This is a genomic window from Arthrobacter sp. 7Tela_A1, assembly GCF_049311065.1.
Lineage (GTDB): Bacteria > Actinomycetota > Actinomycetes > Actinomycetales > Micrococcaceae > Arthrobacter_B.
Map to the genome: position 1 here is coordinate 16,432 of NZ_JAXIOO010000004.1, position 15,238 is coordinate 31,669.

The 15,238-nt window shown below is 62.3% G+C and carries 13 protein-coding genes and 2 tRNA genes; 3 read left to right on the forward strand and 12 right to left on the reverse strand.

The genetic code is table 11. The features are described from left to right. The first annotated feature begins 111 nt into the window (after nucleotides 1-111). A complete protein-coding gene (locus TVB01_RS02535; protein ID WP_422453868.1) occupies nucleotides 112-1,050 on the forward strand; it encodes a hypothetical protein in 939 nt (312 codons plus the stop codon). Nucleotides 1,051-1,166: 116 nt separating this feature from the next. Here the strand turns inward: TVB01_RS02535 and TVB01_RS02540 are convergent, their stop codons facing one another. From TVB01_RS02540 to dnaA, 12 genes are all read right to left on the reverse strand, one after another. Beyond that, complete coding sequence (locus TVB01_RS02540; RefSeq protein ID WP_422453869.1) at nucleotides 1,167-2,099, reverse strand: DMT family transporter; 933 nt, start codon at nucleotides 2,097-2,099, stop codon at nucleotides 1,167-1,169. 126 nt (nucleotides 2,100-2,225) lie between these two features. Then, nucleotides 2,226-2,298: transfer RNA gene (locus tag TVB01_RS02545), tRNA-Ala, on the reverse strand. A 65-nt stretch (nucleotides 2,299-2,363) separates the two neighbouring features. After that, nucleotides 2,364-2,483, reverse strand: coding sequence for a DLW-39 family protein (locus tag TVB01_RS02550; RefSeq protein WP_227896430.1), 120 nt, complete (start codon nucleotides 2,481-2,483; stop codon nucleotides 2,364-2,366). A 44-nt stretch (nucleotides 2,484-2,527) separates the two neighbouring features. Continuing rightward, a tRNA-Ile gene (locus TVB01_RS02555) sits at nucleotides 2,528-2,601 on the reverse strand. Between the two features lie 112 nt (nucleotides 2,602-2,713). Further along, nucleotides 2,714-3,217: a DUF3566 domain-containing protein gene (locus TVB01_RS02560; protein WP_227915898.1), complete on the reverse strand. Its 504-nt coding sequence runs from the start codon at nucleotides 3,215-3,217 to the stop codon at nucleotides 2,714-2,716. After that, complete coding sequence (gene gyrA / locus TVB01_RS02565; RefSeq protein WP_422453871.1) at nucleotides 3,214-5,841, reverse strand: DNA gyrase subunit A; 2,628 nt, start codon at nucleotides 5,839-5,841, stop codon at nucleotides 3,214-3,216. The genes TVB01_RS02560 and gyrA overlap by 4 nt, the downstream gene beginning before the upstream one ends. Nucleotides 5,842-5,944: 103 nt before the next feature. Next, a complete protein-coding gene (gene gyrB / locus TVB01_RS02570; protein WP_422453872.1) occupies nucleotides 5,945-8,002 on the reverse strand; it encodes a DNA topoisomerase (ATP-hydrolyzing) subunit B in 2,058 nt (685 codons plus the stop codon). A 275-nt stretch (nucleotides 8,003-8,277) separates the two neighbouring features. Further along, complete coding sequence (locus tag TVB01_RS02575) at nucleotides 8,278-8,823, reverse strand: DUF721 domain-containing protein (protein ID WP_422453874.1); 546 nt, start codon at nucleotides 8,821-8,823, stop codon at nucleotides 8,278-8,280. Next, the gene (recF, locus tag TVB01_RS02580) at nucleotides 8,807-9,991 is read right to left on the reverse strand and encodes a DNA replication/repair protein RecF (protein WP_422453875.1); all 1,185 of its coding nucleotides are present in this window, start codon (nucleotides 9,989-9,991) and stop codon (nucleotides 8,807-8,809) included. The genes TVB01_RS02575 and recF overlap by 17 nt, the downstream gene beginning before the upstream one ends. A 98-nt stretch (nucleotides 9,992-10,089) precedes the next feature. Next, nucleotides 10,090-11,052, reverse strand: coding sequence for a phosphogluconate dehydrogenase (NAD(+)-dependent, decarboxylating) (gnd, locus tag TVB01_RS02585; RefSeq protein ID WP_422453876.1), 963 nt, complete (start codon nucleotides 11,050-11,052; stop codon nucleotides 10,090-10,092). A gap of 65 nt (nucleotides 11,053-11,117) precedes the next feature. Then, nucleotides 11,118-12,242: a DNA polymerase III subunit beta gene (dnaN, locus tag TVB01_RS02590; RefSeq protein ID WP_227915905.1), complete on the reverse strand. Its 1,125-nt coding sequence runs from the start codon at nucleotides 12,240-12,242 to the stop codon at nucleotides 11,118-11,120. A 564-nt stretch (nucleotides 12,243-12,806) separates the two neighbouring features. After that, nucleotides 12,807-14,225 carry a chromosomal replication initiator protein DnaA gene (dnaA, locus tag TVB01_RS02595; protein WP_227896423.1) on the reverse strand — a complete coding sequence of 473 codons (1,419 nt, stop codon included), beginning with the start codon at nucleotides 14,223-14,225 and terminating at the stop codon, nucleotides 12,807-12,809. Between the two features lie 459 nt (nucleotides 14,226-14,684). Between dnaA and rpmH the strand changes: the two genes are divergently transcribed. Together rpmH and rnpA are read left to right on the forward strand one after the other, a co-directional pair. Beyond that, nucleotides 14,685-14,822 (forward strand): 50S ribosomal protein L34, encoded by a 138-nt coding sequence (rpmH, locus tag TVB01_RS02600; protein WP_022892375.1) that lies wholly within the window; start codon nucleotides 14,685-14,687, stop codon nucleotides 14,820-14,822. Between the two features lie 60 nt (nucleotides 14,823-14,882). Then, on the forward strand, nucleotides 14,883-15,230 hold the full coding sequence (gene rnpA, locus TVB01_RS02605; protein WP_422453878.1) for a ribonuclease P protein component: 348 nt from the start codon (nucleotides 14,883-14,885) through the stop codon (nucleotides 15,228-15,230). The last annotated feature ends 8 nt before the right edge of the window (nucleotides 15,231-15,238 follow it).

Consider the following 15,238-nt stretch of genomic DNA (forward strand, 5'->3'; position numbering starts at 1 on the left):
ACGGCCTGTTCAGCGCACAGTGAAAACTTCGCCGCCCCCAGCCCTCTGATAGCACAGAACAGCCATTGCACGTAGGCTAAGGCTGAACCGTCACTTTCCTGGGAGGTAGTTTTGAACAAGAAGGACCGCATTGCCCGTGACTTCGAAGCGAATGTCACCGCAGGCGTGGAATCGGCGCGTGACTGGGCAACCCCCAAAGTAGAAGCCGCTGTCGGATGGGCGGTTCCCCGCATCGAAAAGGGAATCGAGACAGCTTCGCCCAAAATCCAGGATGGGCTCAAGCGTGCTGCTGATGAGATCGCGCAGGGCGTTGCCGTGGTGACCCCGCGGATCCAGGACGGCCTCCAGAAGGTCGGACCGAGAATCAGCCAGGTTGTCGACGACGCAACGCCGAGGATCCAGACGACGCTTGACCGCGCGACCCCGGTCCTGACTCATGCAAAGGACAAGGTTGTAGACGACTACATCCCTCATCTGTCCTCCCGCATCGGCGACGCCGCAGATTCCGTTTCGCGCGGCCTGGGTAACGCTTCCCTGCCGGTGCAGGCGGCCGTGGCCAAGGCAACAGGCAACAAGAAGGCCATGAAGCAGGCCCAGAAGGCCGCTGCCAAGGCCGCGAAGGAACTGAAGAAGCAGCAGAAGCGCGGCGGCAAGGGCTGGCTTGTGTTCGGCATCATTGTTTCTGCGGCAGTTGCCGCCGTTGCGGCATGGCGGGCTTCGCGTCCGGTGGAAGACCCGTGGAAGACTCCGGCTCCGGCCCAGCCGAAGCCTGCAACAGTCCCGGTCCCGGCTCCCGCTCCCTCGGCTGAAGCCAGCAAGCCCGCTGCTCCTTCGGCCACCGAGAAGGCCAAGGACTCAGTCTCGTCCGCTGCCGGCAAGGCCAAAGAAACGGCCGCGACCGTGAAGGAAGCTGCCGCTTCCTCCGCCGCCAAGGCCGGGGAAAAGGCCACGGAGGCTGCTAAGCACAGCAAGGAAGCAGCATCCACGACCGCCAAGTCCGGCGGGGCGCACGCAGATTCAAGCGCCAAGGCTGACAAGAACGAAAAGTAGCATTAGCCGGCCTCAGGCCGGAACGAAGGAAGGGATCCCGGAAACCCGGGGTCCCTTCCTTCGTTTAGGTCTCACAACAACGGCAACCGCGGATCCGGGAGCTGCTCCGGCTTTTCCTAACGATCCACGTCACCGCCCAGGACCGGCGGTGCTGGGGGCAGCGGTTCCTCAGCCGCACCGTTTGGCTCCTTCCCCCGGCGTTTGGCCTGCCCCCAGAGCACGACGGCGAGTCCGGCGATGATGACGGCCAGACCGAGATAGGTCCCGCCGGGAAGTTCCTCGCCAAGGAAGACCGATGCAAGGATGGCCGCGCCCGGGATCTCAAGCAGGATGATCATGGACACCACGAGGGGGCTGATGACTGCCAGGAGATGGTTGAACACGGTGTGCCCCAGGAGCTGCGCCATCACTGTGACCGCCAGGATCCCGAGCCAGGCACCGGGTTCGAAGCCTGTGATCGGCTGCCTGAAGACGACGCACATCACTGCGAGTATGACCGCGCACACCCCGTAGCAGAGGGTGGTGTAGGTTCCGGTGGTCATGGTCTGGCGCGCTCTGCCGCCGGCAATCGTGTAGAGGCCCGCCAGTGCGCCCCCCGCCAGGGCCAGGGCGTCCCCGAGGAGTGCCTGCGGGGACAGTGCCACGTCAAAGCCCGTGATCACCACGACGCCGGCGAAGGCAGCCAGGAGGCCGGCCAGTGTCGCCGGTGCGATCCGGATCCCGCGGAATACCCCAAAGAGGGCAATCCATCCCGCCTGGAGACATACCAGTGCTGTTGCGACAGCCACGGACGTCAGCTGGAGCGCAGTGATGAAGCAGGCAAAGTGCAGTGCCAGCGCCAAAGCAGCCAGCGCGGTCCAGCGGAGGTCATTTTTGGTGAGTGTGCGGAAGTCAGCAGGTCTCCGGATGACTGCCGGCGCCCCCATGATCAATGCGCCCAGGGCGTTGCGCCAAAAAGCGATCGCCAGTGCAGGGGCAACAGTGGCAGCCATGATGGGCCCGGAAGCCGAGACACCCAGTACGCCGATCACGGCGAGGAAAAAGGTCACTCAATGAGATTAGGGCCTGCCCGCGGCTCCTGCCCCTGACCGCGCCGGAGCAGTGGCCAGGCCAGAAATGACCAGACCGGGTTAACGCAGAAAGTCCCGGCCGCAGTGGCCGGGACTTTCTTTCGGTGGAGGCACGGGGACTCGAACCCCGAACCCCCTGCTTGCAAAGCAGGTGCGCTACCAATTGCGCCATGCCCCCGAATTGGAACTGCTTCAGTATATCCCACCCTGGCGGGTGTTCAAACCAAGCGGATTCCTGCGGAGCTACTCAACCTTATCGGTTGAAGCCTTCCAGTCGGATTTCTCCGAAGCAGTTTCCTGCCACTTCTTGAAGGCGAAGACGCCTGCTGCCGTTACTGCCGCGAGTGCGAACAACTTCTTCACAGTGTCTCCTTGCCGTTGTGGTCAACCACTTTCATGGTCTTCCGTGGGCGTACCAGGACTTGAACCTGGGACCTCTTCGTTATCAGCGAAGCGCTCTAACCGCCTGAGCTATACGCCCCGATACCTCACCGGGCCGAGATAAGACTCTACCGTACCCTCGGCCGGTTCCCCAAATCCGGATCCTCATGTTCCGGCGCGGACCTCGCGCCCGCGCCGGAACACCTGCGGAATTAGTCGTCCGTGAGGGTGACGCCGATGCCGCCCACCAGAGTGGAGGCGATGTTGTACAGGACCGCTGAAAGCATGGAAAGTGCCGTCAGCAGGAGCACATTGACCACCGCGATGATGGTCGCAAAGGAAACTACCTGGCCCAGTGAGGCGAACTCGCGGAGGTCGAAGCCGCCGGATTCGGAGCCCGCAATCTCACCCAGGAGGCGGTTCACCTGGTCAAAGATTCCGGTGAGGTCCAAAACCGTCCAGAGCACGATGGCGGCGACAACAGTCACTACGCCCAGAGCCACGGACAGGAGGAAGGACATCTTCAGAACCGACCACGGATCGATCTTGCTTACCAACAGCCGTGCCTTGCGGGCCTTGGCCTTGGGTGCCGGCTTGACCAGTGGCTGCCGGTTGCCTGACGCGCTCTGACCCGTACCAGGCCGCTGGGCGGGCCGGGCCGGGGTCTTTACCCGCGGACCGCCGCCGGACCTGGCATTAGAGTTGGTCGAGCTCACTCGGTACCTCCATCTTCAGCAGACTGCGCGTCGCGCCCAGCCGTTTCATCTGTAGACAACGGTACTTCATCCACAGAGACCTCCACAGACTCGGCATTCTCGTCGCCGTCCACGTCTTCCACTGCCAGGTCGCGTTCGGAGTTGCGGGCTACCGCAATGATCCGGTCGTTCTTGTCCGGCTTGGCGAAGATGACTCCCATGGTGTCCCTCCCCTTGGCCGGTACGCCGGACACGGCGGAGCGGACAACCTTGCCGCCCTGCATGACCACCAGGACTTCGTCCTCTTCCTGGACGACCATGGCGCCAACCAGATGGCCACGTTCCTCGTTGTACTTGCCGACCTTGATCCCGAGCCCGCCGCGGCCCTGGACCCGGTATTCGTCCACTGACGTCCGCTTGGCATAGCCGCCCTCGGTCACGATGAAGACGAAGGAGTCCTCGGTAACGACGTCGGCAGCCAGCAGTTCATCATCTTCACGGAACTTCATGCCCGTGACGCCGGAGGTTGCCCGGCTCAGCGGCCGAAGCGCTTCATCGGAAGCAGTGAATCTCAGCGACTGTCCCATGCGGGAGACCAGCATCAGGTCATCCGTTTCGCTCACGAGCTGGGCCGAGACCAGTTCATCGCCTTCACGCAGGTTGATCGCGATGATGCCGGCTGAACGGTTGGTGTCGTAATCCTGCAGGCGGGTCTTCTTCACCAGTCCGCGCTTGGTCGCAAGGACCAGGTACGGAGCCACGTCGTAGTCAGACAGGTCCAGTACCTGGGCAATATGCTCGCCGGGCTGGAAAGCCAGCAGGTTGGCCACGTGCTGGCCCTTGGCATCCCGTCCGCCTTCGGCCAGTTCATAGGCCTTGGCACGGTAAACCCGGCCCAGGTTGGTAAAGAACAACAGCCAGTGGTGGGTGGTGGTGACGAAGAAGTGCTCAACGACATCGTCACCGCGCAGCTGGGCGCCGCGGATGCCTTTTCCGCCGCGGTGCTGGGCACGGTAGTTGTCGCTGCGGGTCCGCTTGACGTAACCGCCGCGGGTGATGGTGACCACCATTTCCTCTTCGGGAATGAGGTCTTCCATGCTCATGTCGCCGTCGTAACCCATCAGCACCTTGGTGCGGCGGTCATCACCGTGCTTGTCCACGATTTCAGCGAGCTCGTCGGAAACGATCTGCCGCTGGCGCTGGTCGGAGGCCAGGATGGCGTTGTACTCCGCGATCTCCAGTTCCAGCTTCGCGTGCTGGTCCTGGATCTTCTGCCGTTCCAGTGCAGCCAGGCGGCGCAGCTGCATATCCAGGATGGCCTGGGCCTGCAGTTCGTCGATGTCCAGCAGCTGCATCAGGCCGTTGCGGGCTTCCTCCACGGTGGAGGACCGGCGGATCAGGGCGATCACGTCGTCGAGGGCGTCCAGGGCCTTGAGCAGGCCGCGCAGGATGTGCGCGACTTCCTCGGCCTTGCGCAGCCGGTAGCGCGTACGCCTGACGATAACTTCCATCTGGTGGGTGACCCAGTGGCGGATGAAGGCGTCCAGGCTCAGCGTCCGCGGCACGCCGTCGACGATTGCGAGCATGTTCGCGCCGAAGTTTTCCTGCAGCTGGGTGTGCTTGTAGAGGTTGTTCAGCACAACCTTCGCGACAGCGTCGCGCTTCAGCACAATCACCAGCCGCTGGCCGGTGCGGCCGGAGGTCTCATCGCGCATATCGGCGATGCCGGTGATCTTCCCGTCCTTGACCAGCTCGGCAATCTTGATGGCCAGGTTGTCCGGGTTGGCCATGTAGGGCAGCTCGGTGACGACCAGGCAGGTGCGCCCCTGGATTTCTTCCACGTTGACCACGGCCCGCATGGTGATGGAACCGCGTCCGGTCCGGTAAGCGTCTTCGATGCCCTTGTGCCCAAGGATCGTCGCCCCGGTGGGGAAGTCAGGTCCTTTCACCCGTTTGATCAGCTCTTCGAGGAGTTCCTCGTTGCTGGCTTCGGGGTGCTCCAGGTACCACTGCACACCGTCGGCAACTTCGCGCAGGTTGTGCGGCGGGATGTTCGTGGCCATGCCGACGGCGATGCCCGAGGATCCGTTGACCAGGAGGTTCGGGAAACGGGCCGGCAGGATGGTGGGCTCCTGGTTGCGGCCGTCGTAGTTGTCCATGAAGTCGACGGTTTCCTCGTCGATGTCACGGACCATTTCCATCGCCAGCGGCGCCATCTTGGTCTCGGTATAACGCGGGGCGGCAGCGCCGTCGTTTCCGGGGGAACCGAAGTTGCCCTGGCCGAGCGCCAGCGGGGCACGCATGACCCAGTCCTGGATGAGGCGGACCAGCGCATCGTAGATCGCAGAGTCGCCGTGCGGGTGGTACTGGCCCATGACTTCGCCGACCACGCGCGCACACTTGTTGAACGAGCGGTCCGGCCGGTAGCCGCCGTCGTACATCGCGTAAATGACGCGGCGGTGCACAGGCTTCAGGCCGTCACGCACATCGGGGAGGGCGCGTCCGACGATGACTGCCATGGCGTAGTCGAGGTAGGAACGCTGCATTTCCGTCTGCAGGTCGATCTGCTCGACGCGGTCGGAGAGGACGTTCCCGCTCAGGGGCTCGAGTTCGCCGCCGGGGACCTCCGGGGTCTCATCACTCATTAATTCTGTTCCGTTCTAAGTTCAAGTCCATGTACGTTTCCCGGGGGTGCTTGCACGACCACCGGCGACCCTGTCCTGCCGCAGCGCGAAGCCGCCGGCAGGATCAGATGTCGAGGAAGCGCACGTCCTTGGCGTTCTGCTGGATGAAATTGCGGCGGGATTCGACGTCCTCACCCATAAGCACCGAGAAGATCTGGTCCGCCGAGGCGGCATCGTCCATGGTTACCTGCAGGAGAGTGCGGTGGTCCGGGTCCATGGTGGTGTCCCAGAGTTCGGTGTAGTCCATTTCGCCAAGGCCCTTGTAGCGCTGGATTCCGTTGTCCTTGGGCAGGCGCTGGTTGTTGGCCAGTCCGCGGGCCACGGTTTCGTCGCGTTCGCGGTCGCTGTAGACGTAGTCGTGCGGGTGGTTGGACCACTTGATCCGGTACAGCGGGGGCTGTGCCAGGTACACGTAGCCCTGTTCGATCAGCGGACGCATGTAGCGGAAGAGCAGTGTCAGCAGCAGCGTGGTGATGTGCTGGCCGTCAACATCGGCATCGGCCATCAGCACAATCTTGTGGTACCGCGCCTTTTCAACATCGAAGTCCTCACCGATGCCGGCTCCGAAGGCCGTGATCATGGACTGGACTTCGGCGTTGCCCAGTGCGCGGTCCAGGCGGGCACGCTCCACGTTCAGGATCTTGCCGCGCAGCGGCAGGATGGCCTGGGTTTCGGGATTGCGTCCGCGGACGGCCGAGCCGCCTGCCGAGTCGCCCTCCACAATGTAGATTTCCGACTTGGAGGGATCCTTGGAGGAGCAGTCCTTGAGCTTGCCCGGCATGCCTCCGGACTCCAGCAGGCCCTTGCGGCGGGTGGATTCGCGGGCCTTGCGGGCGGCCAGCCGCGCCTGGGATGCCTGAATCGACTTGCGGATCACATCACGGGCAGGGCCGGGGTTGCGTTCCAGCCAATCGCCGAGCTGGTCCGTGACAACACGCTGGACAAAGCCCTTGACCTCGGAGTTGCCGAGCTTGGTCTTGGTCTGGCCTTCGAACTGCGGTTCGGCGATCTTCACGGAAATAACGGCGGTCAGGCCTTCACGGATGTCATCACCGGTGAGATTGTCATCCTTTTCCTTGATGATGTTTTTCTCGCGTGCGTACCGGTTAATCAGCGAGGTCATGGCGGCCCGGAAACCTTCTTCGTGGGTGCCGCCCTCATGCGTGTTGATCGTGTTCGCGTAGGTGTGGACGCTCTCCGAGTACGCTGTGGTCCACTGCAGGGCCATTTCCACGGCCATCTTCTTGTCATTGTCTTCGGTCTCGAAGGCAATGATGTCGTCGTGGATGACCTCGACCTTTTTGGAGCTGTTCAGGTGCTGGACGTAGTCCAGCAGGCCGTTGGCATACATGTAGTCAACGGTTCGGTGCTTGGGTGCGCTCTCTTCGGTCTCGGCGCCGTCCTCCGCGATTTCCTCAGCGGATTCATCCAGTGTGCGTTCGTCAGTCAGGACGATGCGCAGTCCCTTGTTGAGGAAGGCCATCTGCTGGAAGCGTGCGCGCAGTGTCTCGAAATCGAATTCCGTGGTCTCGAAGATCTCGGGGTCCGGGTAGAACGTCTGCGTGGTGCCGGTTTCTTCGGTCTCTTCGCCTTTGCGCAGGCCCCCGACGGGAACACCGCCGTTTTCGAAGGTCTGGCGCCAGACAAAGCCCTGCCGCTTCACTTCGGTTTCAACCCGGGCGGAAAGGGCATTCACTACGGAAATGCCGACGCCGTGGAGGCCGCCCGAAACGGCGTAGCCGCCGCCGCCGAACTTGCCGCCGGCGTGCAGGATGGTCATGACCACCTGGACAGTGGGCATGTTCTCGGTGGGGTGCATGTCCACGGGGATGCCACGGCCGTTATCCGAGACACGGACACCGCCGTCAGCCTGGAGCGTCACATCGATGCGGTCGCAGTAGCCCGCCAGCGCTTCATCAACGGAGTTGTCCACCACTTCATAAACCAGGTGGTGCAGCCCGCGCGGGCCGGTTGAGCCGATATACATGCCCGGACGCTTGCGGACGGCTTCGAGGCCTTCCAGGACAGTGATCTCATTGGCGCCGTATTCGTGGGGCGCCTGAGCGTCGTTGTGTTCCTCCGGGGCGGGCTCCGTGTTGTCTAGCTCATTGTCGTTAGCCACAGGTGCTGTCGACTCCTCTTGTGTCGGTCAGAATTTGGCACCCTGACCAGCGGAGAGGGCACCTCTCCTAGCAATTCTACCGTGCTAAGGGTACCTTTGCTGGCCAAAACACCCCTTAGGAGGCCACTAAAGCGGGTTCCACGCGCTTTTCCGGGCCCTAGACGAGGCCGGATACGTCCGACAGGGTTTTCAGCCGTCTATGGCGGGTGCAGCGGGTGTGAACGCCAGCACACAAACCGGCATTTTTCAACAACTTTTTTCCGGCGGCGGGTACTTTATCCGTACGTGTCCCGCGGTCCCCTGCCCTTGACGCTCCGCAATCCCTTCCGCCAGTTGGGTGCTGCCGGACCAATAACTTCGATCCGGGTGACGACGCCGGGACCCAGTTCTGCCTCGAACCGGGCAATCAGGGTCTCCCGGAGCAGCCGCAGCTGCGTGGCCCAGGCAGTGGAATCGCAGCGGACCTGAACGGTGGTGTCCGAGAAGGACTCCGGTTTGCAGTGCGCACTGACATCCGGGCCCACCAGCTCCTCCCAGCGGGAAATGACGGAACCGACGGCCACCGGAGAATTCCAACCACGTTCGTTGACGAACCGGTTGAAGACTTTGCCCAGGCCTTGAGGGTCACGCCCGGTGTATTCGCCCGGAACAAACGGAGTTTGCCGCCGCTGTCCCTGTTTGCGCCGGCTTGCCGGAATGCGCTGGTTTCCGCGCGCCTGGGCAGCCTGGCGCATCCGGTTCAGCTGTTCCCGGGCGGCATCGGGACGGTCGTCTCCTCCGTCCGGCCCGGCAGGTTCAGGAGAATTAGCCGGCGGCAGCACTGACGCCTCCCGGGACAACGGGGATCTGCCGGCCGGAAAGGGCAGCCGGAATGTCTTCCCCCACGGCAGCCGTCACCAGCACCTGCTCGGCGCCGGAAACTATGGCAGCCAGGCGCTGGCGCCGGCCGGCGTCGAGTTCGGCAAAGACGTCGTCCAGGATCAGGATCGGCCCGCTGCCGGGAGCATCGTCATCGTCCCGCAGCAGGTAGTAGGAAGCCAGCCGCAGGGCCAGCGCGAGGGACCAGGTTTCTCCATGCGAGGCATAGCCCTTGGCGGGCGCAGGCCCCAGCAGCAGTTCAACTTCATCCCGGTGCGGACCTACCAGGGAGATTCCGCGATCCACTTCACGTTTGCGGTTGGCGGCGAAGGCCTGAAGGAACCTCTCCTGCAGTTCTTCCTGTCCCAACCCCAGCAATTCTGCAGAATCAGCAGGTCCATCAGCGGCGCCGTCGTCCTCCACCTGTCCCAGCAGCGTGGACCGGTAGACGCCTCTGGCGGCTTTCGAACCGTCGGTCAGGTCTGCGTAGGCGCCGGCAAGGTGCGGGCTCAAGCGGTCCAAAGCCTGCAGCCGGGCCGCCAGGAGCTGCGCTCCGGCAGCGGCCATGTGATGGTCCCAGACATCCAGGGTTGCTTCATGCGCCGAGGTAAAACGTCCGCTCATCCGGGCCGATTTCAACAGTGCATTGCGCTGTTTGAGCACGCGTTCATAGTCAGCGCGGGTCGCGGCATGCCGGGGAACGAGGGAGACGATCATGTCATCGAGGAACCTGCGGCGGGCGGAGGGATCTCCTTTGACCAGGGCAAGGTCTTCAGGGGCGAAGAGCACCGTGCGGCAAATGCCGAGAATGTCGCGGGCCCGCACGGGATTGGCACGGTTGATCCGTGCACGGTTGGCCCGGCCGGGATTGATTTCGACTTCCAGCGCCGTGGCCTGGGACCCGCGCACTATCCGTGCACGAACCAGGGCCTGGTCAGCGTCAAACGCCACGAGCGGAGCATCGGAACTGACCCGGTGTGACGACAGGGACGCGAGATACCCAATCGATTCCACAATGTTGGTCTTGCCTGTGCCGTTGGGGCCGACAAAAACGCTCACTCCGGGCTCCAGACTCAGGTCAAGCTGCCCGTAGCTGCGGAAACCCGTCAGCGAAAGGTAATCAACGTACACGCTGGGCCACCTGGTCTATCCGTCCTGTCCGTCTTTCTCATTTGCCATCGCTGCCGGCCGTGAACGCCAGGCATCCGTCCTGAACAGCCTACCGCCGGCTACTCCGGCGTCCCGGCATCACGGATGGCCTGTTCCGCTGCGCTCAGCGGGACGTCCTCCCGTGCCGACTCCTGTTCGGGCAGGACAGTTTTCACTGCATGACCGCCAAACTGTCCGCGCAGGGCGGCAACCAGCTTCATGGCAGGAGAATCTTCCTGCCTGGAGGCGAACCGGGCAAAGACAGCCGAGGCGATGGCAGGTGCCGGAATTTCAGCGGCCATTGCTTCCTCCACGGTCCATCTTCCCTCCCCGGAATCCTCAACGAATCCTGCCACCCGTTCCAGCCCCGGATCCTCTTCCAGGGCCCGGACCGCCAGTTCCAGGAGCCAGGAACGGATGACCGTTCCGCTTTGCCAGGCCCGCAGGATCCCTGGAACGTCATCGATGATCTTCTGGGCTTCGAGGAGCTCATACCCCTCGGCGTAGGCCTCCATCAGGCCGTATTCGATCCCGTTATGCACCATTTTGGCGTAGTGTCCGGCTCCGGTTCCTCCGGCGTGGACAAAGCTGTCTGCCCGGTGGCCGGAGGGACGCAGCGCGTCGAAAACCGGCAGTGCCCGGTCAACATCAGCGGCGGAACCGCCGACCATGAGGCCGTATCCCTTGTCGAGCCCCCAGATTCCGCCTGATACGCCGCAGTCGAGGTAGCGGATGCCCTTCTTCGCCAGCAGTTCGGAATGGCGCTGGTCATCGGTATAGCGGGAGTTGCCGCCGTCGATGACCAGATCCCCGCTGTCAAGCATTTCGGCGAGGTCGCTGATGACTGCTGTTGTGGTGTTCCCGCTGGGAACCATGACCCACAAAATCCTGGGCGAAGGCAGTTCAGCGGCGAGTTCGGCAAGGGATCCGACATCGCTGATGACGGGATTCTGATCGAACCCGGTCACCTGGATGCCGTTGTTCCTCAGCCGCTCGCGCATGCTGAAGCCCATTTTTCCCAGTCCAATGAGGCCAATGTGCATTTCGGTTCCTCTCTGCTGTCCACGACGGTGGGCGGCAAGGCTCCCGAACTGCTCCGGTGGAAGCCTTACTGGTTGGGCAGCCGGACTGGCATCAGAAGGTACCGGTAATCTTCCTGGTCGTCACCGGTGAGTTCTTCCTGGGCGGAGATCACGGCAGGCTTCGGCGGGGTGGTGAAGGAGAAACGGACGTACTTGCTCGGGAAGGCTCCAAGGCCTTCGCTGAGGTAGTGCGGGTTGAAGGCGACCGTGATTTCGTCACCAATCAGTGATGCTTCAAGTGCCTCGGATGCCTGGGCATCCTCGCCGGTGCCGGCGTCGAGGGTCACCTGTCCGTCGGTGAAAGCCAGCCGGACCGGAGTGTTCCGTTCGGCGACGAGCGACACGCGCCGCACCGCTTCGACCAGCGCGGATGTTTCCACAGTGGCGTGAATCGGGGTGTTGTCCGGGAAAAGGGAACGGATCTTCGGGTAGTCGCCGTCGACCAGCAGCGACGTGGTGCGCCGGCCGCCGCTTTCGAACCCAATCAGCTCGCTGTCCTCGGAAAGAGCAATGTTCAGGTCGCCGCCGCCGCCGAGGGTCTTGGCAACTTCGTTGAGGGTTTTGGCCTTGACCAGCGCACTCGTTGAGATGCCCGGCGTTGCCGGCTTCCAGGGAAGCTCCCGCAGTGCCAGCCGGTAACGGTCGGTCGCCAGGAACGTAATCAGATCGTCTTCGATCTCCATGCGGACGCCGGTAAGGATCGGCAGGGTGTCGTCGCGGCTTGCGGCAATGATGACCTGTGAGACGGCCTGGGCGAATGCGTCTCCGTCGACGACGCCGCTGACATCAGGGAGCGCCGGCAGCTCCGGGTATTCCGAGACCGGCATGGTGGCCAGGTTGAAGCGGCTGTTACGGCAGGTGAGAGTCACCTTTGACCCGTCGGTTTCGACGTCGACGGGAGCTGAAGGCAGGCTGCGGCAGATCTCGGCAAGGAGCCGTCCCGAGACCAGGATCGTGCCTTCTTCGGAGATGTCGGCAGGAATCTGCAGGCGTGCGGAGATCTCGTAGTCGAAGCTCGCGATGCTCAACGAACCGGACTCGGCCTTGATCAGCAGTCCGGAAAGGACAGGAACCGGCGGGCGGGGTGAGAGGGACCGTGCCGTCCAGGTAACCGCCTCGGCCAGGACATCCCGCTCAACTCTGAACTTCACTGCAGGGTGCCGCCTTTCACAACGTACTTATCAGTACTACTGAACTTTCATGAACGTGAGGGAGCATTGCGTGCGGCTGGGGCCGCGCGGTTGTCCGCCTGGGAATCACCACAATACCCTGTGCCAGCTTACCTTCAGCGGTGCCTGCCTGCATGGGCTGGAAGAAGGACTTCAGGGAGTCATTGTGCTGTTGCCCAATGGACACTCACCAGGTTGAAAGAAGAGCTCCCAGGAACTTCCTTGGAACATCGGATGTCTGGGCTGGAAGGTCAGATGTTATTTGGTGGAACCCAAATTCTTAAGATTCGTAGTGTTAATAACCGTTGTGGATACTGTGGATAACTCGATCTCCCGGGCCGGGTTGGCGGTTTAAGGCTGTTGATAACTTGTGGAGGGCCAGCCTACGCGCCGATGGCCCCTGTTGGGAACTTTTTGTCGGTTCCGTGTATCCACAGGCTGAACGGCCTAACGCCGGGTTGTCCACCGAGTTATCCACACCCTTGTCCACACTTGTTAATTTCGAGCCCCTTCGGGGCCCTTACATCCGCGTCAGGCCGGGGATTTCTAAGCTTCACGCTGCTGCTGCTTGATGCGGTTCGTCAGTTCGGTGACCTGGTTGTAGATGGCCCGGCGTTCTGCCATGAGTTCACGGATCTTCCGGTCGGCGTGGATCACGGTGGTGTGGTCCCTGCCGCCGAGCTCCTGGCCGATCTTTGGCAGGGACATGTCAGTGAGTTCGCGGCAGAGGTACATAGCAATCTGTCTGGCAGTCACCAGCGTGCGGGTCCGCGACTTGCTGCAAAGTTCCTCCAGGCTGATCTGGAAGTACGCAGCCGTCTGTCCGAGGATCGACGCCGCGGTGATTTCCTGGGCGCCGTCGTCGGTGATCAGGTCCTTCAGCACAATCTCGGCCAGGCCGACGTCGACCTGCTGGCGGTTCAGGCTCGCGAAGGCGGTAACCCGGATGAGGGCACCTTCCAGTTCCCTGATGTTCGTGGAGATCTTTGAAGCGATGTATTCGAGGACGTCGTCGGGGGCGCTGAGCGAATCCCCGATGGCCTTCTTGCGGAGGATAGCAATGCGGGTTTCCAGTTCCGGCGGCTGGACGTCGGTGAGCAGGCCCCACTCGAAGCGGGAGCGCATCCGCTCTTCAAATCCCGAGAGCTGCTTAGGGGGCAGGTCGGACGTGATCACTACCTGCTTGTTGTGGTTGTGCAGGGCATTGAAGGTATGGAAGAACTCCTCCTGCGTGGCGTCCTTATTGGCCAGGAACTGGATGTCATCGATCAGCAGGATGTCCACGTTCCGGTATAGCTGCTTGAAGCTTGCGCCTTCGTCGTAGCGGATCGAGTTGATGAAGTCGTTGGTGAATTCCTCGGAGTTTACGTAGCGCACCCGGATGCCGGTGTAGAGGTGCCGGGCATAGTGGCCGATGGCGTGCAGCAGGTGGGTCTTGCCCAGTCCGGAGTCACCGTAGATGAACAGGGGGTTATAGGCCTTGGCCGGAGCTTCAGCCACGGCCACTGCCGCAGCGTGGGCAAACCGGTTCGATGAGCCGATGACGAACGTCTCAAAAACGTACTTCGGATTCAGGCGGCCGAATTCCTGTGACGTGCTGGGCGGTGTGGGTGACGGAGCACTCTCTCCCGTTGGTACCGGTGACGGGGCAGGCTCTTCGGGTTCGGGTTCGGGCTCTGCCTGGGCAACCGGCGTCAGGTCCGCGTCAATGACGAATGCGCACTGGATATCTGCCTGGAAAACCGTCTTGAGGACTTCGTCCAGAATGTTCTTGAGCTGCGTCTGCAGTACTTCCCGGGTGAGTTCGTTGGGGACAGCGACCAGCAATGTGGTTCCAATCAGTCCCTGCGCCTGTGCAAGGACCACGAAACCGCGCTGACGGGGAGAGACCCTGTCGTCGGTCTCCAGGGTTCGGATGACCTTGCGCCAGGAGCTGCCGACATCGTTGATTTCGTCCGTACCCACAAAAACCTCTCGTGACGCCGCATGGCGATCTAAGAAACCGGAATCCAGGCCTGGATCCCGGAGGATCATCCACAGACTTATGCACACCCGTGGATAAAACACCCAGCGCCAAGCCTAGATCATCATTTCGGCTCTCGGTAGCTGGATTCCTGCGCCCCCGTGCCACTTGGGACATCACTCACAATGCCACGGAGGGACCACTGTCAGGGCAGTTGTCCACAGGTGTGGGAGGTTCTGTACAAACAGGCAGTGTAAGCCCGGTTTGACTGGAATCGGGGTCTCACCTAACGTTGAGTAGTCCTTTGTGTCTGCTATCTGCACTCATTCATGCCCATCAGGGTTCTGGGAATCAGGGTCCAGGTCCGGGTTGAGAGCAGTCAGGCACATGAAAACTTAGCGCCGCTTGTGCTTCCCCCTTGATGCAGCAGGCGCAGCGCATATTGTCTTGGAGTAACCACCGTGAGCAAGCGGACTTTTCAGCCGAATAACCGCCGTCGTGCCAAGAAGCACGGCTTCCGCCTTCGCATGCGCACCCGTGCCGGCCGTGCCATTCTTTCCGCACGCCGTGGCAAGGGCCGTACCGAACTGTCGGCGTAACACAGCCTTAGGTTTGTCGATGCTGCGCGAGCAGCTCCGTCCCCCTACCTTGGCGGCTTAATGCTGGCCGCGAGGAACCGGGTGCGTTCGTCGGCGGATTTTTCCCATACTGTACGTTCCGGCGCCCGGAACCGGCGCCGGCACGGTGTCTTATATGCAGTGCCCAACCCGGCCGCGCCCACGCGCGTCGGGTTCATTGTGTCGAAAGCCGTTGGGAACGCCGTGACACGTAACCTCGTTAAGAGAAGACTGAGAGAAGCAGCAGCGCAGAGCCTGGCTCAGAACCCCACCGGGTTTGACATTGTCGTCAGGGCACTGCCGCCGGCGGCATCGGCATCTTGGGCGCAGCTACGCGCGGATTATGCTGGTGCCCTCTCTGCATGCATCGGCAAGCTTTCGCGGCAGTGACCACAAAG